Source organism: Gimesia aquarii (genome assembly GCF_007748195.1).
Classification (GTDB): Bacteria; Planctomycetota; Planctomycetia; order Planctomycetales; family Planctomycetaceae; genus Gimesia; species Gimesia aquarii.
In genome coordinates, this window is the sequence record NZ_CP037920.1 from 2417446 (window position 1) to 2444066 (window position 26621).

A 26621-nucleotide genomic window follows, 5' to 3' on the forward strand; every position below is an offset into this window, starting at 1 on the left:
TGCATTCGCTGAAAAACAACAAACGATTTCTCTTGCGAAATGCATATATCTTTTAGAAACCGTATCACACACTAATTCGATTTAAAGATTAGGGAAAGGCCTCTGATGACTCAATCTAATGATCAATCTACCTCAAGACGTGACTTTTTAAAAGTATCTACGGCAACTGCTGTAGGAACAGGAGTGCTTTCCTCTTTAGGTTCAACGGCTCATATTTATGCCGGTGGTGACGATAAAGTCAAAGTTGGTCTCGTCGGTTGTGGAGGCCGTGGTACTGGTGCTGCTTCTCAGGCATTGTCGACTGATGGAAATGTCAAACTGGAAGCGATGGCCGATGCGTTTGATGATCGGTTGGACAGAAGTTTGAAAAACCTCCAGAAACAGTTTTCTGGTCGTCCAGAACGAATTGATGTCGCTGAGGAGAAAAAATTTGTCGGTTTCGATGCCTACCAAAAAGTCCTCGACAGTGGTGTTGATGTGGTGATTTTGGCCACGCCTCCTGGTTTTCGCCCTATTCATTTTGAAGCTGCCGTCAATAAAGGTGTGCATGTCTTCATGGAAAAACCGGTTGCTACCGATGTGACTGGAGTTAAAAAAGTGTTGGCGGCTGCTAAGAAAGCCAAGGATAAAAAACTGGCTGTTGGTGTTGGTTTACAACGTCATCATCAAGCTCCTTATATCGAAACCATTAACCGTCTGAAAGATGGCGCCATTGGTGATATCACATCAATGCGTTGCTATTGGAACGGTGGTGGTGTATGGGAACCGCGTTTGGATCGCAAAGATGCGAAGTCAGAAATGGAATACCAGATGCGAAACTGGTATTACTACAACTGGCTCTGTGGTGATCACATTAATGAGCAGCACATTCACAATATTGATGTCTGCAACTGGCTAAAAGAAGATTTTCCTGTGAAAGCTTATGGCATGGGAGGACGTCAGGTGCGTACCGACAAGAAGTACGGTGAAATCTATGATCACTTCGCGGTCGAGTTCGAATATGCAGACGGAACCCGCATGTATAGCCAATGTCGACACATTCGCAACTGCTGGAATAGTGTGACAGAACACGCTCAAGGAAGTAAAGGTTCTTGCGATATCAGTGGTGCCAAATACCAGACCAATGCCGGTTACAAATGGAAGTATCGTGGCAAAAAGCCGAATCCCTATCAGGTGGAACACGATGATTTGTTTGCCGCTATCCGTAAGGGAACGCCCTATAACGAAGCTGAATATGGTGCGAAATCAACCATGACAGCAATTTTGGGGCGATTGGCAACTTATAGCGGCAAACCCGTCACTTGGGACCAGGCAATGGCTTCCAATGTTAACTTGATGCCCAAAGATTTTTCCTGGGAAGCAACTCCCATTACAGTTCCAGATGACAATGGATTCTACCCGATTCCAACACCGGGTGCGACGAAAGTCCTCTAAGATCTGTTAGAAATTTCTATCCCAGGCCGATTGGTTTCTCTCGAACCAATCGGCCTTTTTTATTTTTTCGATTTCAGTATGATTCTGAGACAGATTCTATATTAACATGCATTTCAATTACTGATATCAAAATGCCTCATCAGAATCAGATCACGAGCCTTGTCCCCTCTGATTACCTTCAGGCTTTAGAGCTTTGGGAATCTTCCGTGCGTGCTACGCATAGTTTTTTGACAGAACAAGAGATTCAGTCTCTCAAACCTCTGGTGCATTCAGAATGTTTGCTGAAGATTCCTTTGTTTTGCATGCGCGACGAGACAGGAGGCGTGATTGGTTTTATAGGAGTAGACATACCAAAAATTGAAGCGTTGTTTATTGATCCTGCCTGGCGAGGGAAAGGCATCGGCCGCAAATTGCTGGAATATGCAATCAACGAACTGCAGGCCGAATTGGTTGATGTTAATGAGCAGAACGAACAGGCACTTAGCTTTTATCAACACATGGGATTTGAAATCGCTCATCGCTCCGAAGTGGATGGCTTTGGCAAGCCGTATCCTTTATTACACCTCAAACTGCCCGGCTGAAACATTTGAAGTTAATTTTTAAGGTGTATTTCCTAAACGGATTTGTTATCTTAAAAGCCTTCCTTTATTCCTACCAGGAGCCAACACCATGCCCACCCGATTCATCCGAAATTCTATTTTGTTTTCTCTCTTGTTGATCTGTGCAATTCCTGTGTTTGCGGCAGAACCACTTCTTATCGGCGATCGGCGAGAGTTGTTTATTGATGAGGCCCTTGTAGATAAGCTGACAGGTGAGGCTGAGATTCGATTGCAGCATCCAATATCACGTGAAGTCGTATTTAAATTTGATCAACCCTGGGAGGGGAGTAGTTCCGGGTACCACACCATTTTTAAGGATGGAGATCTGTATCGGCTCTATTATCGTGGGTCGCATATTATTGTATCGGAAGGTCGCATTAATACAGGAAGCCACAAACCCTTTTATTGTTATGCGGAAAGTAATGATGGCATCCATTGGACTCGTCCGGAGCTTGGCATCGTCGAGTTTAAGGGCTCAAAGAAAAACAACATTATTCTGGAGGGGCGAGGTACACATAATTTTGCACCTTTCAAAGATGAAAACCCGAATTGCAAACCGGCGGCGAAGTATAAGGCGTTAGCAGGCATTCAGAGTGAAGGAGGGCTCTATGCGTTTCAGTCGACAGATGGGATTCACTGGAAGCTGATGCAGGAAAAACCGGTGATTACTAAAGGAGCCTTCGATTCACAAAATCTCGCATTTTGGGATTCTGATCAAAAAACGTACCGGGCGTATTACCGTATTTTCACGAAAGGAATTACAACCTCCAAAACTTGGAAACCTGAAGGAGACCGTGCGATCAGGACTGCCACATCTGATGATTTTCTGAATTGGGGCAATGAAGCTGATTTGACTTACGAAGACTCTCCCAGTGAGCAGCTTTATACAAATCAGATTAAAGCCTATCATCGGGCACCACATATTCGAATCGGCTTTCCTGCCCGCTATATAGAGCGAGGCTGGTCAGAATCAATGAAAGCACTGCCTGATCTCAAACGTCGCGAATTGCGGGCTTCCTCAGTCGAGCGTTATGGGACTGCTATTAGTGAGGGGCTGTTAATGGCCAGCCGTGATGGCGTACATTTCAAACGCTGGAACGAAGCGTTCCTGCGCCCGGGGCTCGAACGTTCTGGTACCTGGCAATACGGTCATCAATTTATTGCAGAGCATGTTGTGGAAACTAAGTCTACTCTTCCCGGTGCTCCTGATGAATTATCAATATATGCTCCTGAAGATTACTGGCACGGTAAAGGAGGAGCTCTCAGGCGATACACATTGCGGCTTGACGGTTTTACTTCGGTTCGTAGTTCGATGAAGGGGGGAGAGCTGATTTCCAAGCCGATTATCTTTGAGGGCTCAAAATTATCAGTTAACTTCGCAACTTCAGCCGCCGGTAGCTTGCGCATCGAACTTCAAACTCCTAAGGGAAAACCAATTCAAGGATTCACTCTTAGAGAATGTGCAGACCTGTTTGGTGATAGTGTGGATCGTATTGTGACATGGAATCAAAATGCAGACGTCAGCAGTCTTCAGGGAAAACCGATTCGACTCCTCATTCAATTGAAAGATGCCGACTTATTCTCGTTTCAGTTTCAAAAGTGAATTAAATCAAGCCCTTTAATTCACCAGTACTGTCGCCGAAGCGATCTGCTTTGATACCCATACGGTTGAGCATCGAAACATAAAGGTTGCACATCGGGGTGTCCTTAGGAGCTGTTAAACGACGATCAGTGCGAATCGTATCCCCGCCTTTACCTGCGAGAATAACAGGCAGGTTGTGTTCGGTATGCCGATTTCCATCTTTGATAGTAGAACCAAAGAGCAGCATGGAATTGTCAAGCAGGGTGGATTCACCTTCACTCAGTGAACGCATTTTATCAATCACGTAAGCTAACTGCTTGATGTGCCAGGTTCCGATGGCTTCATACATATTGCGTTCTTTTTGTTGTTCACGGTGGTGCGATAGCTGATGGAAACTCCCTTTGACACCATCCAGGAACGAGAAATTACGTCCCGTTTGCGCATTTCCGAACATGAATGTTGAAATCCGTGTGGAATCAGTCCAGAAGGCAAGTACCATAATATCGAGCATTAAACGTACGTGCTCCTCATGACTCTTGGGGATTCCCGGACCAGGACGGGGAAGATCAAATCGTCCTTCATTAATCCAGCGTTTTTGTGGCTTCATCGCTGATTCGATGCGTCTCTCAACGGACCGCACCGAGTCCAGGTATTCATCGATTTTTGCACGATCATTGATACCTACTTTTCGTTGTAACGATTTTGCATCTTCGCGTACCAGATCTAATACACTCGTATCATCACGCTGTAGTGACTTAATGACCTGAGGCTGGTCTGGATTGAAGCCTGAGACGACAGGCCCTGCAGAACTGGTTCGAAACAGTCGATCAAAGGCGAGCTGGGGAATAATTTCTTTGGGGACGGGGGAATGCGGATCGCGCCAGGCAATATGAGAACCATAGATACGCGTGAATCCACCACCGATATTATCGACACCATTTCTTGCGGGGTCCACACCAAGTTCAAACGTTGGTAATGGAGTCCGATTGCCGATCTGACGTGCCATGAACTGGTCGAGTGAAGTACCACCCGTATCCATATCACGACCTGAAGTTCGAACGACAAATCCACCCGAAAGAAAAGCGGGTACTTTTGGCCAATGGCCGTTTCGTCCCACGGTCTGTTCGTTCCAGAGATTTTCCAGCAGGAGGAATTCCTTTTTGACTCCTGCTAATGGCTTGAGCATCGGTGTCAGATCAAATTGATCGTTTCCCTTTTGAGGAGGATCCCAGTGCTTAGGCACAACGCCATTCGGCATGAAGAGAAAGGCGGTACGTACTGGAGGCTTTGGGAGCGTTTCGGCTGCACGACTGGAAGATGTCATCGCATCCAGCCAGGGTAGTGCCAAGGCTGCGCCCATTCCGCGTAACACAGTTCTTCTTGAAATTGGTTGTGCCATCTCTCATCCTTCCCGAAAATATAGAGGGCAAACAGAATTCAAATGAAACATTATTTTGTTTTTTCTGATTCTACCTCAGCCATAACTCCATCGCGATAGAGAAATGGCGTGCTGAAAACGATTTCACGAATCAATGTCTGTGATTGATAGTTATTTTGTTCCAGTTTTTTGACAATGGTTTCTATGGTGCAGGCATCAGCATCTTCCAAACTTCGCCCCAATGCATACCCTAGTATTTTGGCTGTAAAATGACGTGCCAGTTCATCTTTTCGCTTCAGAAGAACTTTCTTCAATTCAGCAGGGCCTGCAAATGTTTCACCAGAGGGAAATTCACCAGTGGCATCCACAGGTTGGCCTCGTTCTTTTTCTCTCCATCGACCAAACAGGTCGTAATTTTCCAGTCCAAAACCGATGGGATCAATAATATCATGGCAAGCTGCACAGGTAGCATGTTCACGATGCGCCTCTAACACCTGGCGGATCGAACGCTTTTTATTCTGTTTACTCTTCTCCTTAAGTGGGGGAACTCCCGGTGGTGGTGACGGAACTGGTGTTCCCAGTAGCGTTTCCAATACCCAGGCACCTCTTAATACGGGACTGGTACGTTTAGGATAAGAAGTCAGCATATGCACGCCTCCTAAACCCAGCACACCTCCTCGTTTGCCATCGGTAATCGAGACCTTACGAAATTTGCGGCCTTTGACTCCTTCCACCCCGTAATGTTTCGCCAGACGTTGATTCAAAAAGGCGTAGTTAGCATCGACGATTTCCAGGAGACTACGGTTTTTCTGGAAAATGTAATCCATCATCTGAATCGCTTCCTCGCGAAAATCCAGAGCCAGTTCTGTGGAGTAAACATCACGGAAATCACCACCCACAGGCGCCACACGACCGCCGACATCTTTGGTACCCAACCATTGCTCGGTAAATAGTTTTGATAAGGACCGTGCTTTGGCGTCAGCTAACATTCTCGTAATCTGTTGATTCAGAACTGACTCTTTATGTAACTGACCCTGGTCGGCCAATTGTAATAATTCTTCATCTGGTGTGCTGGCCCAGAAGAAATAGGAAAGCCGCGTTGCCAATTCATACTCGGAAATCGGTTGTATGCCGGCTTGTGTTTTATTAGCTTCCGTACGAAATAAAAAATGCGGAGAAACCAGGACGGCTTTGAGTGACAACTTAATTCGTTCCTCATACGGATCATTTCGTTTCGCGGCACGATCATAAAGTTGCATCAGTTGTGAAAGTTCATCTTCCGTAAGTGGTCGTCGATAAGCTTTCCTCGCGATTTCTCGTATGATTTTCTGAGCCGCATCTCGATTTTGTGGTAGATCTTTCCCTGCAACTTGAAAAATACGCTGATGTAGTTCTTTTTTGGTAAGGAACGGTTTACCTCTTTGCTCTGTTAACTCCATTGATGCAACTTTAACGGAAGGTTCCTCATTGGGAACAGCAAGCGTAATCGAATGTAAGCCGCGCATAAGTCGCACATTAGTAGAGACCGTTTGATCGGTTTGATCACTGAGTTTAAAACGATGCGCTTTGATACCATCGATCTTTAAAATAACATTCGTTGAATTCTTCTCAGGCAGTTGAAATTTGATTTTCACTTCATAATCGCTAGTGAGATAGATACTTTCGATGACAGTAATTTCTTTGCCGGTAGGGATTGTGCGAGTACCCTGTTGTCTTTTAGTAGCAGGAGGTAGAAAGTCAGAGGCTAGATACGTTTTTACGAGCGGAGGTGTAATAATCGCAGCGTCCAGAACCTGTTGAGCTGCTTCCAAATAACGTTCCATTAAAATCGGTGGCAGGAATAAAGTTTCTCCATTATTGTCGAAGCCTTCACCACCCGCACCATCATTGGGAAATTTCTCTGAGAACTTGAGCTCTAAACCAAATAAATCGCGGATGGTATGATCATATTCTGTTCGATTCAAACGACGTGGTAAAACACGTCCTGCGTGTGGACCATGGTTACAGGCCGTTTCACGCAGATACGTTTCGATCCAGTTTGCAATCCTTAACCGCTCCGCTTCTGTCGGCTGAGGTTCATCTGCAGGAGGCATCGTTCGATTTCGTAATTGATGAGATGCGCTGTGCCAGATCTTTCTGGATTGAGAGATTTCATCTGCAGTGATTGCCTTAAGTAGTCCCACATCGTTTTTAGAGTCTTTCGGGTCATGACAATCTGCACAATACTTAACCAGGACTGGACGAACCGACTTTTCAAAGTAGTCTGCCGGCTCGGGTGAGGCAGCAAAGCTGTTACTACTCATCAGGAATGCGATCTGGCATAATAAAGCGATACGCATATTCAGACCTGTTTCAGGTTGGGAGGTAGATTCTGGTGATGGTAGGCTACGGGAGAATTCTCCCGGAATGAACATTACTTTGATTATTTGATTATATGTAAAAAAAGAGCCAAAGCAAAGGATTGATCCGGTAACTATCAATTTACGTCTATCATGATTGGATCATAGATTGGACAATTCTGGCATCTCAGATGAGACAGGTTGACCTCAAAACCGATTTTCGCACATAATCCCACTATAGGTGGACTTAGATCAAAGTCACAATTCAAGAAATTATGTTCAATATTTTAATCGACGGGCTTGTTGTATGGCTGATAAGAATACTGCTCAAGAGACTAAAAAACAGGCTTGGCGTGAAAGCTTGTATGAGATCATTTTCGAAGCAGACACACCCGCCGGTAAATATTTTGATGTTGTCCTCTTGATCGCGATTCTAACAAGTGTTTTCGTCATCATGTTGGAGAGTGTTGAATCCATTGATGCCCGATTTAAGAATGGGTTTACCTACGCCGAGTGGTTTTTTACAATTTTGTTTACCTTCGAATATGGAGCACGCATTCTTTGTGCTCGTCGACCAATACGCTATATCTTCAGCTTTTATGGTATTGTGGATCTACTTTCCATCTTACCTACATATGTGCTCGTTCTTGAATCATATGGAATGGAGTCAGATGAGCTTCATCGACTCGGGGTGATTCGTGCACTTCGTCTGTTGCGCGCCTTCCGTATCTTTAAGTTAGGGCACATGTTGTCGGGAGCGGCTGAATTACGAGAAGCGATTTGGGCGACTCGTTCAAAAATTACAGTCTTTCTAGCCACTGTTGTGATAGCTGTCGTCATTGAAGGCGCCGCGCTGCACTTAATCGAAGGTCCTGAAAATCCTGGTTTCAGTTCCATTCCCCAAAGTATGTATTGGGCAATTGTCACGATGACTACAGTTGGTTATGGTGATGCCACACCAGAAACTCCCCTTGGAAAATGTCTGGCGGCAATCATCATGGTCCTGGGCTATAGTCTCATTATTGTTCCAACAGGACTTGTGACGGCAGAATTAGCACATGCCGGAGGTAATTTTACAGCAACTCGAATTACGACCCAGGTTTGTCCGGAATGTATGAAAGAAGGGCACGAAGTGGATGCTACTTTCTGCAAATTCTGTGGATCACGTCTCTAATTCAAATTCTCTATTAATCTGATTCTCAAAGAAAGTTTCAGAAAATCAGTAGATTTCTGGAACTTCTTTTCTGCGCACATCGTCAAAATCGCGGTGCTCAACTAAGAGCACTTCATTTCAATTAAAATCCTGTTTTGGCCAGGAGATGTTTCAATGCGCAAACTTTTTCATTTCACAGTGTTAGCTTTAGTGTCTTTAGGCTTGATGAATCAACCAACTCAAGCAAAGGAAAAACCGCAACCGACGAAAACCACGCAGCCTTCTGTCGAATTAGCGATTCTGCTTGATACCAGTGGTAGTATGCAAGGCTTGATTAATCAGGCACGCTCACAGCTTTGGAAAATTGTCAATGAATTGGCCACCGCTAAACAGAATGGGCAAGTTCCTGTGATGAAAGTGGCCTTGTATGAATATGGGAAAAGTAGTCTTCCGGCCAGTGAAGGTTACATGCGACAAATTATGCCGCTTACAGAAAACCTGGATCAACTTTCTGAAGAATTATTTGCTCTGAAGACAAATGGCGGTGAAGAATATTGTGGACATGTCATTCAGGCAGCCACGAATGGTCTTAAGTGGAGTGATTCTGACAAAAGTCTGAAGTTGATTTTTATTGCAGGGAACGAACCGTTTACTCAAGGAAAAGTTGACTTCAAGGTGGCATGCCCGGCTGCTATCAAAAAAGGAATCACCATTAATACGATCTTTTGTGGACCAGAACAAACGGGAATTCAAACAGGATGGAAAGAGGGCGCTCTTTTGGCAGATGGGTCTTTTTTGAGCATCAATCACGGGGTTCAGGTTGTGACTCCCAAAACACCCTATGATCGAAAATTGAGCGAACTAAGTCGGAGTATCAATAAAACCTACCTCTTTTACGGTTCTCAAAAAGCGAAGAATGAATCAAGTGCCAGTCAGCTTTCCGCTGACGGACTGGCAGGACAGTCAAGTCCCGCTTCCAGTGCCGACCGTGCTGCCTTTAAAGGATCGGGACGTTACCGCGTCAAAGCAGATTTAATCGATGCAATTGCCGGTAAAAAAGTCAAGCTGCAAGAATTGAAGCAAGAAGAACTTCCCGCCGAACTGAAAAAGTTGACGAAAAAAGAGCAGACTGCTTATATCGAGAAAAAACAGAAAGAGCGAAAAGCGATTCAGCTTCAGATTCAAGAACTCACCAAAAAACGAAACAAGTTCATTGCGGATGAAATGAAGAAGCAGCAGAACCAGAAAAAAGAAACCACGTTTGATACCGCTGTCATCAAAGCTTTGAAATCTCAGGCTGTGAAAAAGAATTTTCAGTTTCAATCTGAATGAGTCAGTATTTCCAGATGAAAACCGTAATTCCTTCAAACAAAAGCAAAGCCATTAAGGGAGTCCAGTTATGAAATCCTATCGACTATCATTGGGAATTGCCTGTGCTGTAATGGTACTGATTGGTGCAAGCACAATGACACAGGCTTGTTTCATGAGGGCTCCTCAACCCGTTCAAGTCTGGATGGATCATATCAACGTTGATATTACCAACCAGGTGGCTGTGAAAACCTATCATTGTGCATTTCGGAATCCCAATGGCAGAGCCATCGTAGGCGGGACATGTTACATGGAACTCGAACCGGGAACCCAGGTGAATAACATGTCTGTGCTCGTGGATGGTAAAGAAATGCAGGCGGAAATATTGGATGTCAAAAAAGCCAATCAGGTTTTTCAGGAGATCGTTAAAAAAGGTGGCTCACCTGCATTACTGGAATATTATGGTAACCAGCTGATCCAAACAAAAATTCCGCGGGTCGCGGCAGGAAAAACGGTGATGGTCAAATTGACTTACACGACGGTCCTGAAAAAACGAGGAGATTTGATCCGTTTGCAAATGCTTAACACGAATCCCAAAGCATTAATGCAACCACTCAAAGAAGCTTCTGTCACTGTGAATATCCGTAGTGATGAACCCATCAAGAATATTTACAGCCCCACTCATCAAGTCAAATTAGTTGAGAAAAAAGACTGGGATATTTCTGTCGAATGGAAGCAGAAAAACTATTTGCCTAAACATCCTTTCGTGCTTTACTATCAGACATCACCCGACAAAGTCGGAGCCAGTCTGGTTGCTCATCGTGAAAAAGGAGAGGCTGGCTATTTCATGATGATGCTCTCTCCCACGCAAGGGCAGGGGATCGGAAAACTGACTGAGAAACAAATCATGCCCAAAGATGTCGTGTTCTGTATCGATACATCGGGTTCTATGCTGGAAAATAATAAAATTACACAGGCCCGTGAGGCATTAAAATACTGTCTGAACCATCTGCGTCCAGGTGACCGCTTTAATATTATTGACTTCAGTACGACGGCCCGCCATTTCGACAAACAAGGGTTGATTGATTTTAATGAAGAGTCGAAACAGAAGGCTCTGGTATATGCGGATGCGTTGTCAGCCCGTGGTGGAACGGCCATTGAAGAGGCGTTGTTACTCTCGTTAAAACATCTCGAAACAGATATTGAGAGTTCTGCGAATGAGCGACTGAAAATGATAGTCTTTTCCACAGATGGGCTGCCCACAATTGGTGAGCGCGATGCTCAGAAAATTCTGAAGACAATTTCTCAAAAGAATACAGAGAACGTACGATTGTTCGTCTTCGGTGAAGGCTATAATGTGAATACCAAATTGCTTGATTTTCTAGCGCTCGATCATCGTGGAGAAGCAGACTATATTCTTCCGAAGGAAGATATTACCAAAAAAATCAGCCAGTTTTTTGATCGCGTAGGCAGCCCTGTGATGACAGACGTCTCATTTGATTTCGATGGAGCCGGCGTGATCGACGTCTATCCGCGGCAAATTCGAGACATTTTCAAGGGAGAGCAATTGCTGGTTTATGGGCGTTATACAGGTTCTGGACAAAAAACAGTGAATGTTACGGGTACCATTAATGGGGCCAAAACAACGCTTTCATATCAATTGGATTTTCCAAAAGAATCGTCCGATGATCGGAGTTCTTTTGTACCTCGGCTTTGGGCAGGACAAAAAGTAGATTTCCTTCTCGAAGAAATACGCAAGAACAATACATCTCAGCCGGATCAAGAATTGGTGAATGAGATCACTTTACTCGCCAAACAACATGGCATTGTCACGCCTTATACAAGCTTCTTGATGGCCGATGACACTATGCTAGGCAACTCTCCCTTACCAGCATTGCAAGTACAACGTGGTCAGCTAAAGGGATATCGAGAGCGTAGTGAACTTAGGAGAAATATCAAAGAAAAAGTTGAATTTGATGCATTTCAACGTGGCGGGAGCAGCAGTCTCCGTCAAAGCCAGATTGAAGATGCACAAAGTTCCAACCGTGATCGAAGTGCTGCCGGTAAAAGTGGTAATGCCTCTCGCTTGTATTTTCAGGCAGAACGAGAAATGAAAAAGGTCGGCAAAAAAGGTTCTGCCTTACAGTCGATCCGTTATATCGGGAACCGGACCTTCTATAAATCAGAGGGGGCCTTCTGGAATGAGAGTTTATACGATCCACAAAAGCATAAAAATCTCAAAATGATTGAGGTTGGATCCAAAGACTACTTCCAGTTGCTCAAGCAGGATCAGCGATTGGCGAAATACTTATCGCTAGGCAACGTGATTCTACAAGTGGATCAAAGCTGGTATCAAATTCAGGAAAAATCGAAGTCATAAAACATAAAGACAAATCGCTTTATGCGAAGCAGACCTAAACTCCAGAGCCGGCTGAAATCTCTTTCTGGTCTTTATACAGTTTTGGAGGATGTGCTGACCAGACTGCTAAAGCAGCGATGAGAGGCATCACTGTGAAGAGATACAGGACCGGATTATAGGATCCAAAAAAATCGATTGACATGGCAACTGGCAATGGACCGAGCGCTGAGGCTAAAATCATCATCGACCAGGCAACACCGCGAACAGCACCCTGGTTCATGCGGCCATAGTAGTTGATCCAGACGACGGTAGCCGTGCTACGAAAGATACTGCCAGTTGTTCCTAGTAGCAAAGCGTAAATGACCACCATCCAGAGTGCCGGCATTGTCAAAGCGATGAGATTTGCTAACGAGAGGCAAATCATCCCAAAAGACAGAATATAACGGCTGGGAATGCGATCGGTAACCCAACCCGCGGGAAACATTAATATCGTCGCACAGATTGCCTGAACCGACATCATTCCCAGAGCCCATTTTGCGGAAACGCCATGACTTCCTAACAACGCTATTTGATGAAAGATTAAACCGGTGCCTACAAGAGCGTGTGTAGTGATAACAGACAATAACTTCCAGAATGTGGGATCACGCAGAACTTGACGGACCGTCCATGATTCAATGGTTGAAGTAATCAAAGGTTCCTTTGTCTTCTTCACATTACCTTCTTCATCCACTTCAGGCTCTGGTTCGAGATGGGGGTCAATTCCATCAGGGTACAGTCCCATGTCTTCCGGACGGTTCCTGACAATGAAGATACCGGGTAAAATTAAGCAAACTGCGACCGCAGCAGAATGAAACATCCAACCTGTCTTCCAGCCATATTCAGTAATGAGCCAACTGTTAACAAAAGGGATTGTCATTACCGAGAACGCACTTCCAAATCCAGCTAGCGCTGTTGCGCGCCCACGCTTACGTTCAAACCACTCTCCCACCATCCAGACTGAAATGAGAGTGAGCGCTCCTTGACCCAGGCTGCGTACCAAACTAAAGCCAATATAAAGCCCGGTCAGAGTGTGTATCTGAGACATACAGAAGCAGGCGATCGCCAAGCCAGCCGCAACGGAAGGTAGTATGATTCGCGCCCCCCAGCGATCGAGCATACGACCCACAATTGGGAGCAGACAGGCGCTGACAATCGTGGCAACTCCATAGGCTAATGAATATTGCGTTTCCGTTAAACCCAGTGCGGTCCGCATCGGATCTTTAAAGACTGCAATGGAAAACGATTGTCCCGGAGCCGACAGAAATTGTGCCATCGCGGCAATGCCAATCATAGTCCAACCGGGAAAATATTTATGGCTGGGTAAAGAGTTCCGATCAGGATGTGGATTAAGTTTCGCATTTGCAAGCGAAGACTGCGAGTTCATTTTTTGGTGTTCTTCAAAGGTATCATTGAATAATCATCGTGGGAGCGTGACCGGTGGGGTGGAATCGACTATAGCAGAACTGGAAAGACAGGCGTAGCGTTCGGAGAGCAAGCATTAGGTAAATACTGTGATCTTCATAGATTAATTATTGGACCTGAATGATATATTCAATCAAATCAAGGGTTTTGTGATGAATATGAGAAGATTAGATTCCCAACCAATTGTTGAACAGAAAGTCAAGTCTACCACTCAATAAGGCAATTCGCCCCATGACCGTGTATGCAAAACTGGCTCCGAAAGTGACCATTAAGAACCAGACACCCAGTCGCGAAATATATTTGACGACACCTTCATGTTCGATTGAGAAAAAGAAGTAAACCATACAGGAGGTAACACCCACAATTACAATGGTATTACGTAAAGAATCGATCCAAAGAAAAGAACCTTTGGAATCGAAAACGATAAAGGGCATAATGGTATTTTGAATTTGTCCAATAAAATCCGCTTCCAGATAGCTGATAAGACGGATACCAGCTGTGGCACCAATGAAAAAGGCTAAAGGCCATCTTGCAATCCAGCTTCCTTTAGGGGCAAGGCGCCAGAGAAGTAGAACACTTAATACAAGGGGAATCAGATAGAGCAGATCGCTCTGAACATTTTCCGAGATATCAGGTAAAAAACTCATACGAGCAAAACCAGGGAAGAGTTTTGCAAACAGGTTGGTTACAATTTCAGTCCAGAATGCAACGACCATAGCATAGGCGGCTGAGACGCCCACAAATACCGCTTCTGTAAATTTATAGAGTGGGTTATCACCATACAAGAAAGAGAAAATAGCCAAGGTGCAAAAAGCTGCCACCCACAAACCGAGAGTGCGTGAAAGGCTAAAACTCACACTAGGCTTCCCTTTTTCTTTTTCGGGAACCTGCTGATAAGTGGACCAACGGTAAGTTTGCTCGGGTGAGGTTTTGGATGAAGCTTTGGCTTCAACAGGAACTTCGCGAACGTAAACCTCGCCTTTGCCTCTATTAAACTGAATGACAATCAGGCTCAATCCACCAAATACCATCAGCATAGTCCAAATAAGAGTCGACTGTTTCATTAAGATGTTCCCTGCTTTCTCTCCCAAAAATAGATCACATTACCTAATGCAATCAGGCAAATGAGCAGCACATGTGCAACCAACTGAGGGCCCATTCGTTTAAGGCCTTCTTTAGCTGCCAGATTATCATTCAACTCGGGATAAGCATTGATAATGGCCTGCTCATATTCCGCTGCTCCTTTGATCGCGGCCAGCATTCCCGTCAGTTGTTGGGGAATATAAGGCAACATGATCGGTGCCTGGACTCCGGTACAACCGATGACAGTGGGAATATCAAACGGGGCTGACCCGTAAAGTACCCACTCTTTCGAGCCGGGATAGCCGGCACTGACGTTACATAACAAATCGACCTGTTGAATATTTTTCAGGTTTTTGGTGAGTGGAATGTCATTGAGATTGGTGCCTTGTACATCGGTGTCATACGATTTTTTCAGATCTTCTACGACTAGTTTAATCACTCCTTCATTCCCGGCGCGAAATCCCAGGTTCACATATTTGGTTCCATATTTTCCTTTGTATGTTTCGGGATAGTCGTTCTCCAGTAATTCAGTGGAGCGTTGAATCATGGGGCCGCCTTGCGGCCAAAGTGTCATGAAATAGATATTGTGTTTTTTCAAAGCACAGTGTCGAGTAAATGCTGATGCCATCGGTTGCAGTTCTCCTTCACTGGCCGGATCATAATCCAAAGCCATGACCACATTGGAACCATCGGGCAGGTTTTCTACCGCATCGAAGACGGCCATGACTTGATCTGATGGTTCTTCAGGGAATGTCGTACCCATGATGAGTGGGACTGCGACGGCCAGGAACATCGCTAAAAAAATCCATCTACGGTCCAAAGTTTGTAGTGTTTCGAGCATCGATCACGCCTCCTGATCTGATCCAAGGTAAGAACGATCGACCCCAAGTAAGACTTTCAGAGATGTCGAAGCCACTCCTAACGCGATGCCAATCGTAATCGCTCGCATTCCAGGAGTTGTAAAGTCGTCCATGATGATTTGTGATAAATGTGGTAAATGAAAATCACTGTAAGTAATGCCGCTGGTACCGATGATGGGTTCATTTGGTAGCCAGCCGGTTAACCAAACGCCTGCGTAAGTGCGTCCGAGTAAAACAATCACTGCAATCGAAAGTAGAATGGTGGCTTCTGTATTTTTCGCACGAAATGCACGAAACGCAGCGGAAGAAATATAAAAGGCTAATAAAGCAAACATGGTTGCTGAGAGGGGATAAAAAATATATTCGAAAAGCCACCAAAAGGCACTTCCTTCCTCCTGAAATTCTCCAGACCAGGCAAATTCAGGAAATTTAACACTAGGATTGACTCCCACTTTTGCAAGGCCGACAAAGAGTGTAATGAAAAAGGCGATTAAGGTTACTGCGGCATATCCCCAGCCTGGTTGTTGAGCTGAAATCTTCTGTAATTGCATCTTGAGAAGATTTCCACCTCCTAGAATGAATGCAAAGGCAGCCAGAAGATTAAACCAGGCCATGGCGTCGTTTCCCCAGTCCACAAACTTGGGAATGAACGCGGTGCCGATCAACACAAATCCCGTCACTGCCGAGATAAACAAGGGGATGGTGCGTTTCATTATTTAAAACCTCCTTTACCGAGGATATTGTCTTTGAGGTATGTCTGGGCTGATTGTAGAAATGTGGGTCTACTTTCAGCCTGAGTCTTTTCTTTCGGATCAAAAGCTGATTCAAAAGAAGATAAGGTCATAATGATGCACCCAGCCAGCAGCAATATGCCGCCAATGACTTTTCCAAAGTCCTGTCCTTTCAGACTACCCAACTGCTGAGGTTCTCCTGACAGATAAGCTGAGGCTGCAAAAAATTCTTCGCCGATCAAAGTAAAATCGCAGGCAGCTACAAAGAAGGGAAGTTGAGTGGGCATTGCTGTTCCAGCGACTTGGATGGCACCGACAGAGTTTCCCGTTTCAGCCAGAATCAAGGATTCAGCATAAAACGCACCCATGTAAAAACAGGCCGCGGGTTTATCTCGGACCATTTTCCCAGTCACACTTGCCACATAACCGAATTGTTCGTCTGTGATATAGTAGATGTCATCTTCGTTATATTCATCCGGTCGACCAGCAGCAAGATAGGCGGCTTCGACTGTATCACGTGCTGTCGTCATTACCAGCGAACGCGAGGTAGGAACTTCCAATGTTGCTCGGTAGTCGGCCGTTGTTTCGGCAACTTGTGCTAACACCGTAATTCCGGCAACAGTCTGGATATCATTAATATCTTGAATTCCAGGAACGAATAAGCAAGATCTTCCCATTTCCGTCGCTCGTCCGACGGCATCCGTGATGGCTTCCAGCCCGGCGATCTTTCGGACTTTCAATTTTTTTCCTTTGCGGGCCATTTCGATGAATAGAATCACCGAACCACAGATTAGAAAGACAAAGACCGCAAACCAGCTTCGCTGTAGATTAAACCATTGCAAGGTCGCAATCACTGGCTCCTTAAGATCAACGGGTACCGATATTAAACCTTCCTGTCCGACGGCTTCTATTCGGTACATGTAGGGAACATCCACTTCACAGTTTGAATCTCGGAATGTGTTGACGCGGTAGGTAGGCTCGCCGATCACTTCATACTTAGCTTCTTTTGCATCAACTTCTTTACGATAGATCACATAACGTAATACCTTTCGCGGTTTTGTGTTCTCCTCATCATCTGGAGATAGGGTCCAGAACAGGTCGATGGCAGTTCCCGCGTCGCCGGGAGCATCTTCCGCCCTGAACTGAGTCGGAGGTGCCGGTGCTTCTGCAGCCAGAGTCACGCCTGATGTGAAACACAAAAGCAGAATCATCAATTGTTTGATTACCACATTTTTCCATAAATGCATGAATAACTATCCTTCGATGAGTTCCACATTGGCACGTGGAACAACCACTGTTTTTCCGGACTCAAGTATGACTTCGAGTACACGCGATTCAGAGCCTGATTCCAGTGTTTGCAGTTCTGTAGGCAACTGACTTACAGAGCCGAGTAGACCAAAATAAGGATCGCGAATAATTCGAACGGGAACACCGATTTCTAAGATACCCATTTCAGTCTCGCTTTTTGTTTCGGAAGTGGTATCAGGCTTCGTGTGTTCGGAAAGTGGAATGACAATTTCAGGTCTGAGAACACCAGCTCGAATTTGAGTTGTGCCGTTCACGGCGGCTTCTGCACCCTCTCGTTCTTTAAACAGATTAAACGTCCGTTCTGCCATGGCAATATCACCAAAGCCTTCCGTGATGATCAGTGTAATGCCAATGTTTTCCGATCCGGTGACCGCGACTCCCAAGTCATAGCCAAGGATTTCTTTTAGATCTTCATCATCCATTCCTCCAGAAATGATCGCTGCTACGCCGATTTCAATACCTCGTTTTACGGCCTCTCCGGTCATGCGGGCTCCACCAATTACGATCTTGCCTTGCATAGATTCATCGAGTAGATCTGCCTCTAAGTCCTGCTCGTTGTTTTGACAGGCAAACTTAATCAATCCATAAGTTTCTCCACCAATTCCCAGAATACCTTGCAGAAAGGTGACTTCTGACTCGATGACTACTCCTTGCTCCGGAATCACTTCTTTCACAGTACCCGCCTGATAAGCACGTACCTGAATCGGTAATGGCGCACCGCGTAGAATAACTTGACCAGTGACATGTGAGATAGATTCAATGGTGCCAGAAGTCTTAGTGGTCATTTCTGCTTTAAAGAAGCCAAAAATTCCTTTACTCCGCGCCAGAATGTCTCCCTCTTGAACTTCGTCCCCTTCTGAAAAGAGCATGCAGTTTGGCACTTCAGATGGAGCAACTGAGATCTGATTGGCGACGTTAATCGGTGTGACATCTCCGGGCATAAAGGTTTGAGCGACGATTTGTTGAGAGCTGACTTGATCGCCGACCTTGACAAGGACGTCTCCCGGAATGGGGAGGATACGTCGGCTGGAATGCAGCACGCGCTGACTAATTTGTAAGCCTGGAGAATATGCCTTTGCCATAATTGTCAATTCTTTAGAGTCGTGTCTTGCTTACTTTGAATGATTATCAGGATATAGCTGTAATTCCTGTACCCAACTGGTTAACTGGGCCAGATGCTGTTTTTCTTCGGCTGGAACCATTAATGGTCTGCCACGTGCGTCAAGTATCAATCCCACTGTTCCGCCACGTGCTTCGAATTCCATTCGTTTTCCTGAACCAGCACCAAAATCATAGCCTCGCTTTGGTTCGACTGTGATTGTTGCTCGTTCATCTTGAGCGAGAGGGAAGAGTTTCATCTCACCACACATCATTTCGCCAGATTGGTTGATTGTGTTTCCAGTAATCTGATACTTAAAACAGGTTTTTCCCGTACGATAAAAACCTCGAGGTGCAATGCAGGTTCCCAGATAGATCAAACAGTCTCGTTCAAAGACCTGCAACGCGGCTTTGGGATGGACTTGTGCTAGAACTCCCAGATGAGGCATCATGAAAATACTGTCTTTGGCGAGTATAGTCATTCCTTCGGGTTCGAATGCATCAATCATCATCGCCGCAGTCTGATTCATATTGGGGGCATGTGAGAGAACGCCTCCTGAACCCACCAGCAAATCCAGCTTTATATTGTCCACAATCGACTGACCACTGGTATTCTGACTAAAAGTATCTCCTACCGTTCGTTGTTGCTGTACTCCCTTGAGTGTGGTTGCAAATTCTTTGTGCTGGATGTATGCCAATCGGAGGGCTTCGCGCGCCACAGCTTGTTCGAAGACCAGGGCTTCCCTGGTCTGGGGAATCGTTGTGGGGCGGATCATTTTGTTTTTGATATGATTCTGCAGTTCCCGTGGATTCATATCGAGATGTACCCAGCGTAAGATCATCGGTAAAGTGGCAGAGGCACAAACATTGGAGACAGAATAACTCATTCCCAGATTGGCACTCACGGTTCGGTTAAATGTGCCATCAAACACACTGAAGACATCAGTTGTTGCGCCACCAATGTCGACGCCCAGTGCATTGATCCCCTCTTGCTCAGCGATTGTTTGCAGAATATTGCCTACGGCTCCGGGTGTGGGCATGATGGGCGCATCCGCCCAGGAGATCAGTTTGTTATACCCGGGAGCGTGAGCCATGACATGTTCGAGAAACAGGTCATGAATGGCATCTCGTGCGGGAGCCAGATTTTCTTGTTCCAGAATGGGACGCACATTCGCAACGGTTGTCAACTTGACATCTTCATCAAAAGTTTCTTCGACAAATGAGATGACTTCCTGATTTCCAGCGTAGATAATCGGCATCTTATAGGTACCACCAAATCGGGGCTGTGGTTTGGCGGGTGCAATCAATTCCGCCAATTGCACCACATGCTTTTGAGTCCCTCCATCGGTACCACCTGCCAATAAAATCATATCGGGACGCAATTCGCGAATGCGCTGGATCTGTTCGTGAGGCAGGCGTTTGTCGTTAGAACAGATCGTGTCCATCACAATCGCACCAGCACCCAGGGCCGCACGCTTGGCACTGGCGGCAGACATTTCTCGCACTACTCCGGCGACCATCATTTGTAGCCCGCCACCTGCACTGGATGTTGAAATATATATATCACAACCAGTATCGCCTTCTGCAGGTCGAATGATTTCGCCGTTTTCGTCAATGAGTTTTCGGCCTGCCAACTCACCCACTTCGGTTACAGCATTCACAACACCGACTGTCACGTCAGCGGCAGGTTCTTCTACGGTCGTTGGTGCTTCACCACGATACGTCTGACGGTATTCACCATTGATTTTCTCGATTAAAATGGCTTTCGTTGTTGTACTACCACAGTCCGTAGCCAAGATTACATTGATTTGATCGAGATCAAATTGTTTTGCTGTTGTGGAGTTCATATTATAACTCGCCATCCGTGTGAATATGAAAGCAGTTTAAATCTTTGCTGAAGTACTCAGCAATTGTCAGGAATGATCCTCACTCATTGTTTCTGAAATGATTGGGGGCAATGCTTCATTTACAGGAGCATTTTGTTTGTTTGCGTGAGACGTACTTAATGTTTCTAATCGTTGACACATCCAATCGATCGACCCTCGTTGTTCCAGAAATTCAGCGAACGTTTTTTGTGCCGTTCGATCAACTAAAATAGAGAGAAACGGAGCGAAGAAGTGAATGGCCTGTGAGCCTATATAATTTAAAGGGCGACAGGTTTCCAACGAGAGAATTGCCAGTGTGACCATATCTCTCCGAATGATTTCCTGACAGATCCGGTCAGCAATTTGTTGCTGTTCGTCTGAGGGTGAAAAATCTTCTGGACGTTCAACGGCGAAGGCGTGCGCAAGCCACTGTTTGATCATTACCATCCTAGTAACACCTGTTGTGGGTTTAATTGACGCAAGTGATTTCTATAGCTCAAGTAAGTCTAGCAGTAGCACGCGCAGATTGAAATGATTCCCTTCCCGTTCAAGAAAAAAAGATTCTAAAAGAATCTGCTGCTATTTGATAAAGGCTAGACAAAAGGAATACAGACTCAGGGATTGGTCTCACCCAAGTTTAAATAGTGCCTTGGCATTGGCGGTAGTGATTTCTGCCATCTCTTCAAGAGACTTATTATGGATTTCAGCCAGACAGGCGCAAGTATGTTTAACGAATGCAGGTTCATTGCGTTTTCCCCGCACAGGAACAGGAGCCAGATAAGGAGCATCGGTCTCAACTAATAAACGATCCAGGGGAATTTCACGGGCAGTTTCACGAAGCTCCTCATTTTTCTTGAAGGTCAACATACCGGCAAAAGAGATATGAAGTCCCAGCTCGAGGCAAGCGACGGCTGTCTCAGAGCTACCACAAAAAGAATGCATGATCCCTTTGAGAGGAGCTGCATTGGCTTCTTGCTGTAATAAATGGACGACATCTTCTTCTGCTTCTCGACAATGAACGACAAAAGGCAGGTCTAGATTTCGGGAGAGTTGGATATGTTTACGAAAGTAGTCACGCTGCAGTTCGATGGGAGCATAATCCCAGTACCGATCTAAGCCGGTTTCGCCGATACCAACAACTTTGTGGGCAGTGGAAAGCGTTTGAATTAATTCCCAATCTCCAGGTTTCATCTGAGCAACATAGTTGGGTTGGATGCCGACGACTGCATAAACATGTGAGAAGGCTGTCGCAAGATCAACGGCGCGCTGGCTGCTTTCTGCTGTGGTTCCGATTGTTAAGATCGTTTCTACGCCCGAGTCGATTGCATGCTGAATGGTTTCAGGACGGTCAGGATGAAAGGCTTCTTCATCAAGGTGGGCATGAGTATCAAATAATTTCATTAGTAATGAGCGATTTCAATTTTGAGATGTTTTCAGTTTCTTCCTGGGAGCGACTTTGTTCACGTCAGTGGCAAAATGAATGGAATGAAAACCGGCAGCAAGACTCGTGTCGTAGGTACGAATCATTTCGCCTAAAGGAACATCCTCTTCGATATCCAGAATGACAGGAATCTCTGGAGCCAGTTCTGCCAGTGAGGTCAAAGTTTGTTTCAATTGATCGAACTGAGCATACTCTCGTTCATTTAATTCTACAATGGTTTGATTCCCTTCTCGTTTGAGTTTTAACCAGACTTCACCAAGTGGCTTTTCTTGAGGAACTGTTTCTGGAGACTCGATACTGCCCGTTGCGAGTTTTGTTGGTAAGAGAAATTCTCGAATCTGGTTTGCCGAAGCACTAATAAAAAAGATCAACAGCAGAAACACAACGTCGATCATAGGCGTCATGGTCGCCTGGTCCTGTATGTCATGGCGTGTTTTATGGTGGGAAGGTATTTTCATGATGAAACAAGCTTACTCGTTCAGTACGGCGAATTGAACATTGGAAATACCCGCACGGGCACAACCAATGAGTACGCGTTCCACAATACGGTAAGGAATTCGATGGTCTCCGCGAATGCGAACTTCCGTTTCTTTTCGTTTCGTATCATCGATGGAAAGGAGTTTTGCGTCCAATTCTTCCGGTGAAATTTCTTTGCCACGTACGTGTAGTTGTTCGTCTAATGTAATCGTGACGATAATCCTGCGGGGTGGTTCTTCGGGCTCTGTTTTGTTTTGTGAAGCAAGCGGGAGTTCGACTGCTTCGAGATTATCATTCTGAGTCAAATGGGTGGCTGCAAGAAAAAAGACGATCAGTAGAAAAACGATATCGATCAATGGAGTAATATTAAAGCGAATTCCAGGTTGGCGAGGACGAGTTGGAATTTTCACGTTTCCTGTCCTCCTGAAGGGGGAGAGGGACGAGTTACTTGTTGTTTGGCAATACGTTGTGCGAGTTCTTCTTCTGGACGTTTACGAAGTGGCTTTCCAATTTGTTTTGTGGGTACGGCGATAGATCGTTTAAAATCAGCGAAGACATGTTCTGCAAGCAAAGAAGATTGAGCAACCAGCTCATCGATCCGATTTCGGAAAAAAGCAAAGCTGGCCAGTGCAGGAACGGTAACACTCAAGCCAAAGAGAGTCGTAATTAATGCTTTCGAAATTCCAGGTGCCAGTTCCGCAACATCGGGGTTGGCTTGAGCAGAGAATTCGGAGAAAGCTAAAATCATCCCCCAGACCGTTCCTAAGAGACCCAGCATCGGCGATAAAGTTCCAATGACTGACAGATATTCTATTTTGCGATTTAAACGAGCTGACTGCTGCATGGCGGCATCTTCCATTGCTTTCTCGACAGCTCCATAGCCCATTTGAACTTCTGCTAGTCCAGCCGAAAGTACATAAGATAAAAAGCTGGGGTTATCCTTACAGAGCGAATCGGCACTACGATATTGTTGCTGAGTGATGAGAGAGTGAACTTCTTCCGCCAGACCGGGAGGCATGAGGGTATTGCTGCGGATACTGATAATGTGTTCGACGATGAGCGCCACCATGGCCACACTCAAAACAGCAATAATAATTCCAATGGCACCCGCATCATCGACTAACTGACGAAAATCAACTTTTGCGATACCTGAACCTGATGTATCAACCTCATCGGCGGCCAGACAGAATGCTGGTGTGGCCAAAGTCATGCTAAAGATGACAAAACCAATCCTGATATATTTTAGAAGTGATTTACTGCGATCCATCTAATGTTTCTTTTCCAGAATTGTTTTATTCAAATGAGTTGGGTTGAGTTGTTGGTTTTTTATTGAAACGATCAGGCTTCAATAACTGATCAATCATTTGCTGTGCGATTTGTTGCGAAGTGGAATGCGGGTAGCGAACTACCGTTTCCTGATAGAGCCGTAATGCATTTGCTGTTTGTCCCATAGCCACCAGTGAATCTGCTGCTTTCAAGTTTGCGAGTGCCGATAATTGAGGATTCGAATCGTAAGCCAGAGGAATCCAGAGAAAGGAAGCTGCTGCTTGTCCATGTCGTTCCAGCATGGCATATCCAGTCCCCAGAAGAAAATAGGCTCCTGCTTTCAGGTGCTCTGGGATCTGGTTCAGATTTCGTTCCCAGCGTTGGAGTTCCAGATGGCTCAAGTCGCCCGCTCTTAGGCGATTTCGCCAAAGCTGGGTACGTGCCAGTTGTTGTACATTTACGTTTGTGCTGGTTGCCAATGACCGCAAAGCCGCTTCAGCCTGGGCCTCATAATCGCGGGCGGTAAGTAGAATGCTCGCACCCATTAGCTGTTTGATTTCATCGTTGGAGGTCAACCAGTTCCGGGCAGCACTACGGGCGGGAGAAAGCGTTTCCTGAATCGTCCAGTCTAAAGGAATGAGTTCGAAATGGCGAGAATTCGGTTCATTTTCGACCATCATTTGAAACCGAACCGCTGCTTTCAAATAATCATCTTGGCTTAGTGCCACCTTGATCATCAACGCCAGGATTTCTCGACGAACCCATGCTCGATTTTCAACATTCAGTGCTTCACCGAATGAACTGATTGCTTTTTCAAATTGTCCCGCTTGTAGTTGTTTTAATCCTTGTTGATGTTGTTCGGTTTGAGGAGTATGAACTTTGACAACCTGAGAACTCGGATATTTTCGCACAGATCCACTGGGAAGCAGTTTGACTTTGACTTCTGACTGTGTGAAATCCAGAATCGTACAAGGTAAGGTAGCATGGCCGACATGATGATCGGGACGAATTTCAATCTTGTCCTGTGCGGAAGCGGACATTGCCTTCAGCAAGAAAAAAAAGCAGATCATGATTGTCAGAGAAGAAGTACGCATTTAGACTTTCAATATCGAAAGATTTCTATGACTCCGTAGCAGAAGGTGTGATGGATTCAGGTGTTTTGGATTCGCTTCTGTTTTCTTTTCCCGATTGGTCTTTCGTGAAAAACCAGGATGCCAGCATAAGCAGGGCTCCACCAGTAATCGCCATATCAGCCACATTAAAAATACCGGTTCGCAAAGGGCCAAAGCCGATATTTAAGAAATCAATCACAATTCCATTTAAAAACACGCGATCGATTAAATTCCCGATGCCGCCTGCCAGCAGAAGTGACAGGGCAATGAATTGAATCAAGGGCATCTGCCAACGAAAAATGAGCATGCCTGTCACGATGATTAAAAACGCTGCGTTGGCAATCACTAACATGAAGAACCGGACTGGTTTTGAAAGACCGCTTCCGACGCTGAGAAAGGCGCCAGTATTTTCTGCATATTCCATGCGCAGAGTATTATTGAAGTAGGTGATGGGCGGTTCATATTTGAGTTTTTCAACAGCGATCTTTTTTGTGACCTGATCACAGCCGACGCAAAACAGCAAACAGGCTAATAGTAGAGTATACCGAGTCACTTTGGATACCGTTGAAGACATTAGTCAATTGCTTTCTGCGATTGTTAAATTTAGTTCTGGAATCAATTTTAAATAGTCAATGAACAGTTTAACGATTCCTGAGAAACTTACGAACGTTGTAGTAGCGGTAGCTACCTTTATTTTGTCGTGCCAACTTTTCGAGTGAATTTCCTTCCATGACTGGGAAGCCTTCTCCAAATTCAATACAGTGGATCTTTGCCTTCCCCCTGTTTAGCCTGCGAATTTCATTGAGGTCTGCACTCGATAACTGAGGATGCTTGGCATCAGTTAAGAAGAATATGACATCCGGTTGAAAATTTAAAGCTCTCTTAAGAGCTGGGATGTGATCGGTTCCTCCATCTGGTTCGACACTCTGAATAAACTGACGGGCCAGGGTACGATTGATATCAGTCGCATATAGCAGCTCTGCTGACTTTCCCCGATGCTGCATTGCTCTGGTGGTTGTATTGTAGAAAATAATCTGAAACTGCTGATGATGGGTCAGGCCTGACAGACTGGAGATGAGTTCTGAACGTGCTTTTCGAATCGGAGCCCCCTGCGGTGCTGCCATACTGCCTGAGCAATCGAGAACAAATACAAATCGTTTTCCCGAATCAACAGCATCAAAAAAATTCACATTACCCGTACCCATCACTGGTGGAGCGAGGGCAGAACTGGGAGACATCAAATTTGACGTTAAATCTGAATTGGGTGAGTTTGGAACTGCGGGAGCCCGCGTTGGTCCGGCCCCGAGAAGTTTTGAGTTCAGTTCAGGTAATAAAGGATCGACAGGGGGCTGGTCAAGAACGTCTTTGAGTGGCTCTTGAGTTTGGTAAGCTAAGTTGTTTTGCGTTTCTTCTTGAGTTTCTTGCTCAGTGTCATCGGTTTTTTCTGCGTCCGGAGATTGTTTGACATAAATACCTACGCTACGTAGTTCTCCGTCAGTTCCTCCTGTTTGACCACTATCACAACGATTCAAACTGGAAATGAGAATGAATAAAAGAAGTGAGTGGATAGCAAGAGAGGCAGCCCAACTCGGAACCACCAGCAGAGGGGAATTTCTCTGCCATTGTGGCGTTTGGTGATCAAGTTCTGTCAATGCTGCCGGCATCTGTATAAAGGTCCGTTTGTCTAACTTCAGTTGAGGAAAAAGAGACGTTCTAAGAGTAGCGATTCTTCTTAAGTCTTGAAATTATAAAAGATTAAGTAACTTG

General features: G+C 45.3%; 23 protein-coding genes. 6 read left to right on the forward strand and 17 right to left on the reverse strand.

The features are described from left to right. Positions 1-105: 105 nt before the first annotated feature. The 3 genes from V144x_RS09690 (at position 106) to V144x_RS09700 (ending at position 3636) form a co-directional block, all read left to right on the forward strand. Positions 106-1434, forward strand: coding sequence for a Gfo/Idh/MocA family oxidoreductase (locus tag V144x_RS09690; protein WP_144984874.1), 1329 nt, complete (start codon positions 106-108; stop codon positions 1432-1434). Positions 1435-1565: 131 nt separating this feature from the next. Then, positions 1566-2015: a GNAT family N-acetyltransferase gene (locus tag V144x_RS09695; protein ID WP_144984877.1), complete on the forward strand. Its 450-nt coding sequence runs from the start codon at positions 1566-1568 to the stop codon at positions 2013-2015. An 88-nt stretch (positions 2016-2103) separates the two neighbouring features. Beyond that, positions 2104-3636, forward strand: coding sequence for a hypothetical protein (locus V144x_RS09700; protein ID WP_232102774.1), 1533 nt, complete (start codon positions 2104-2106; stop codon positions 3634-3636). A gap of 1 nt (position 3637) precedes the next feature. Here the strand turns inward: V144x_RS09700 and V144x_RS09705 are convergent, their stop codons facing one another. Next, entirely contained in the window at positions 3638-5014 is a 1377-nt protein-coding gene (locus V144x_RS09705) for a DUF1552 domain-containing protein (protein ID WP_144984880.1), read from the reverse strand. A 50-nt stretch (positions 5015-5064) separates the two neighbouring features. Then, entirely contained in the window at positions 5065-7332 is a 2268-nt protein-coding gene (locus V144x_RS09710; RefSeq protein ID WP_197998849.1) for a DUF1592 domain-containing protein, read from the reverse strand. Between the two features lie 307 nt (positions 7333-7639). Between V144x_RS09710 and V144x_RS09715 the strand changes: the two genes are divergently transcribed. The 3 genes from V144x_RS09715 (at position 7640) to V144x_RS09725 (ending at position 12173) form a co-directional block, all read left to right on the forward strand. Further along, entirely contained in the window at positions 7640-8506 is an 867-nt protein-coding gene (locus V144x_RS09715) for an ion transporter (protein WP_144984886.1), read from the forward strand. Between the two features lie 153 nt (positions 8507-8659). After that, positions 8660-9817, forward strand: coding sequence for a VWA domain-containing protein (locus V144x_RS09720; RefSeq protein ID WP_144984889.1), 1158 nt, complete (start codon positions 8660-8662; stop codon positions 9815-9817). Positions 9818-9884: 67 nt separating this feature from the next. After that, positions 9885-12173: a VIT and vWA domain-containing protein gene (locus tag V144x_RS09725; protein ID WP_144984892.1), complete on the forward strand. Its 2289-nt coding sequence runs from the start codon at positions 9885-9887 to the stop codon at positions 12171-12173. Positions 12174-12207: 34 nt separating this feature from the next. Here the strand turns inward: V144x_RS09725 and V144x_RS09730 are convergent, their stop codons facing one another. The 15 genes from V144x_RS09730 to V144x_RS09800 form a co-directional block, all read right to left on the reverse strand. Beyond that, the gene (locus tag V144x_RS09730; RefSeq protein ID WP_144984895.1) at positions 12208-13575 is read right to left on the reverse strand and encodes an MFS transporter; all 1368 of its coding nucleotides are present in this window, start codon (positions 13573-13575) and stop codon (positions 12208-12210) included. Positions 13576-13780: 205 nt separating this feature from the next. Continuing rightward, the gene (locus tag V144x_RS09735) at positions 13781-14677 is read right to left on the reverse strand and encodes a hypothetical protein (RefSeq protein WP_197998850.1); all 897 of its coding nucleotides are present in this window, start codon (positions 14675-14677) and stop codon (positions 13781-13783) included. Continuing rightward, positions 14677-15537 carry a hypothetical protein gene (locus V144x_RS09740; RefSeq protein WP_144984897.1) on the reverse strand — a complete coding sequence of 287 codons (861 nt, stop codon included), beginning with the start codon at positions 15535-15537 and terminating at the stop codon, positions 14677-14679. The genes V144x_RS09735 and V144x_RS09740 overlap by 1 nt, the downstream gene beginning before the upstream one ends. 3 nt (positions 15538-15540) lie before the next feature. After that, positions 15541-16269, reverse strand: coding sequence for a hypothetical protein (locus V144x_RS09745; RefSeq protein WP_144984900.1), 729 nt, complete (start codon positions 16267-16269; stop codon positions 15541-15543). Next, complete coding sequence (locus tag V144x_RS09750) at positions 16269-17534, reverse strand: DUF6754 domain-containing protein (RefSeq protein WP_144984903.1); 1266 nt, start codon at positions 17532-17534, stop codon at positions 16269-16271. Before V144x_RS09750 ends, V144x_RS09745 begins: the two co-directional genes overlap by 1 nt. Before the next feature lie 6 nt (positions 17535-17540). Then, on the reverse strand, positions 17541-18677 hold the full coding sequence (locus V144x_RS09755) for a hypothetical protein (protein ID WP_144984906.1): 1137 nt from the start codon (positions 18675-18677) through the stop codon (positions 17541-17543). 30 nt (positions 18678-18707) lie between these two features. Next, positions 18708-20540: a glutamate mutase L gene (locus V144x_RS09760; protein ID WP_144984909.1), complete on the reverse strand. Its 1833-nt coding sequence runs from the start codon at positions 20538-20540 to the stop codon at positions 18708-18710. Between the two features lie 66 nt (positions 20541-20606). Continuing rightward, the gene (locus V144x_RS09765; RefSeq protein WP_144984911.1) at positions 20607-21005 is read right to left on the reverse strand and encodes a hypothetical protein; all 399 of its coding nucleotides are present in this window, start codon (positions 21003-21005) and stop codon (positions 20607-20609) included. 180 nt (positions 21006-21185) lie between these two features. Continuing rightward, on the reverse strand, positions 21186-21959 hold the full coding sequence (locus V144x_RS09770) for a TatD family hydrolase (protein ID WP_144984914.1): 774 nt from the start codon (positions 21957-21959) through the stop codon (positions 21186-21188). A 15-nt stretch (positions 21960-21974) separates the two neighbouring features. Further along, the gene (locus V144x_RS09775) at positions 21975-22457 is read right to left on the reverse strand and encodes an ExbD/TolR family protein (protein ID WP_144984917.1); all 483 of its coding nucleotides are present in this window, start codon (positions 22455-22457) and stop codon (positions 21975-21977) included. Positions 22458-22469: 12 nt separating this feature from the next. Continuing rightward, complete coding sequence (locus V144x_RS09780; RefSeq protein WP_144984920.1) at positions 22470-22886, reverse strand: ExbD/TolR family protein; 417 nt, start codon at positions 22884-22886, stop codon at positions 22470-22472. Further along, positions 22883-23743: a MotA/TolQ/ExbB proton channel family protein gene (locus V144x_RS09785; protein WP_144984924.1), complete on the reverse strand. Its 861-nt coding sequence runs from the start codon at positions 23741-23743 to the stop codon at positions 22883-22885. Before V144x_RS09785 ends, V144x_RS09780 begins: the two co-directional genes overlap by 4 nt. Before the next feature lie 25 nt (positions 23744-23768). After that, a complete protein-coding gene (locus V144x_RS09790) occupies positions 23769-24836 on the reverse strand; it encodes a tetratricopeptide repeat protein (protein ID WP_144984927.1) in 1068 nt (355 codons plus the stop codon). 25 nt (positions 24837-24861) lie between these two features. After that, the gene (lspA, locus tag V144x_RS09795; RefSeq protein WP_144984930.1) at positions 24862-25428 is read right to left on the reverse strand and encodes a signal peptidase II; all 567 of its coding nucleotides are present in this window, start codon (positions 25426-25428) and stop codon (positions 24862-24864) included. 67 nt (positions 25429-25495) lie between these two features. Further along, the gene (locus V144x_RS09800; RefSeq protein WP_144984933.1) at positions 25496-26518 is read right to left on the reverse strand and encodes a vWA domain-containing protein; all 1023 of its coding nucleotides are present in this window, start codon (positions 26516-26518) and stop codon (positions 25496-25498) included. Positions 26519-26621: the final 103 nt, after the last annotated feature.

What these genes read in the sequence shown, in the direction of transcription:
- V144x_RS09700 (WP_232102774.1), top strand. Translation starts at nt 2,104, where the DNA reads ATGCCCACCCGATTCATCCGAAATTCTATTTTGTTTTCTCTCTTGTTG.
- V144x_RS09765 (WP_144984911.1), bottom strand. Translation starts at nt 21,005, where the DNA reads ATGGTAATGATCAAACAGTGGCTTGCGCACGCCTTCGCCGTTGAACGT.
- lspA (WP_144984930.1), bottom strand. Translation starts at nt 25,428, where the DNA reads ATGTCTTCAACGGTATCCAAAGTGACTCGGTATACTCTACTATTAGCC.
- V144x_RS09740 (WP_144984897.1), bottom strand. Translation starts at nt 15,537, where the DNA reads ATGCTCGAAACACTACAAACTTTGGACCGTAGATGGATTTTTTTAGCG.
- V144x_RS09750 (WP_144984903.1), bottom strand. Translation starts at nt 17,534, where the DNA reads ATGCATTTATGGAAAAATGTGGTAATCAAACAATTGATGATTCTGCTT.
- V144x_RS09770 (WP_144984914.1), bottom strand. Translation starts at nt 21,959, where the DNA reads ATGAAATTATTTGATACTCATGCCCACCTTGATGAAGAAGCCTTTCAT.
- V144x_RS09735 (WP_197998850.1), bottom strand. Translation starts at nt 14,677, where the DNA reads ATGAAACAGTCGACTCTTATTTGGACTATGCTGATGGTATTTGGTGGA.
- V144x_RS09755 (WP_144984906.1), bottom strand. Translation starts at nt 18,677, where the DNA reads ATGGCAAAGGCATATTCTCCAGGCTTACAAATTAGTCAGCGCGTGCTG.
- V144x_RS09800 (WP_144984933.1), bottom strand. Translation starts at nt 26,518, where the DNA reads ATGCCGGCAGCATTGACAGAACTTGATCACCAAACGCCACAATGGCAG.
- V144x_RS09790 (WP_144984927.1), bottom strand. Translation starts at nt 24,836, where the DNA reads ATGCGTACTTCTTCTCTGACAATCATGATCTGCTTTTTTTTCTTGCTG.
- V144x_RS09690 (WP_144984874.1), top strand. Translation starts at nt 106, where the DNA reads ATGACTCAATCTAATGATCAATCTACCTCAAGACGTGACTTTTTAAAA.
- V144x_RS09710 (WP_197998849.1), bottom strand. Translation starts at nt 7,332, where the DNA reads ATGCGTATCGCTTTATTATGCCAGATCGCATTCCTGATGAGTAGTAAC.
- V144x_RS09715 (WP_144984886.1), top strand. Translation starts at nt 7,640, where the DNA reads ATGGCTGATAAGAATACTGCTCAAGAGACTAAAAAACAGGCTTGGCGT.
- V144x_RS09785 (WP_144984924.1), bottom strand. Translation starts at nt 23,743, where the DNA reads ATGGATCGCAGTAAATCACTTCTAAAATATATCAGGATTGGTTTTGTC.
- V144x_RS09695 (WP_144984877.1), top strand. Translation starts at nt 1,566, where the DNA reads ATGCCTCATCAGAATCAGATCACGAGCCTTGTCCCCTCTGATTACCTT.
- V144x_RS09705 (WP_144984880.1), bottom strand. Translation starts at nt 5,014, where the DNA reads ATGGCACAACCAATTTCAAGAAGAACTGTGTTACGCGGAATGGGCGCA.
- V144x_RS09745 (WP_144984900.1), bottom strand. Translation starts at nt 16,269, where the DNA reads ATGAAACGCACCATCCCCTTGTTTATCTCGGCAGTGACGGGATTTGTG.
- V144x_RS09775 (WP_144984917.1), bottom strand. Translation starts at nt 22,457, where the DNA reads ATGAAAATACCTTCCCACCATAAAACACGCCATGACATACAGGACCAG.
- V144x_RS09725 (WP_144984892.1), top strand. Translation starts at nt 9,885, where the DNA reads ATGAAATCCTATCGACTATCATTGGGAATTGCCTGTGCTGTAATGGTA.
- V144x_RS09760 (WP_144984909.1), bottom strand. Translation starts at nt 20,540, where the DNA reads ATGAACTCCACAACAGCAAAACAATTTGATCTCGATCAAATCAATGTA.
- V144x_RS09730 (WP_144984895.1), bottom strand. Translation starts at nt 13,575, where the DNA reads ATGAACTCGCAGTCTTCGCTTGCAAATGCGAAACTTAATCCACATCCT.
- V144x_RS09720 (WP_144984889.1), top strand. Translation starts at nt 8,660, where the DNA reads ATGCGCAAACTTTTTCATTTCACAGTGTTAGCTTTAGTGTCTTTAGGC.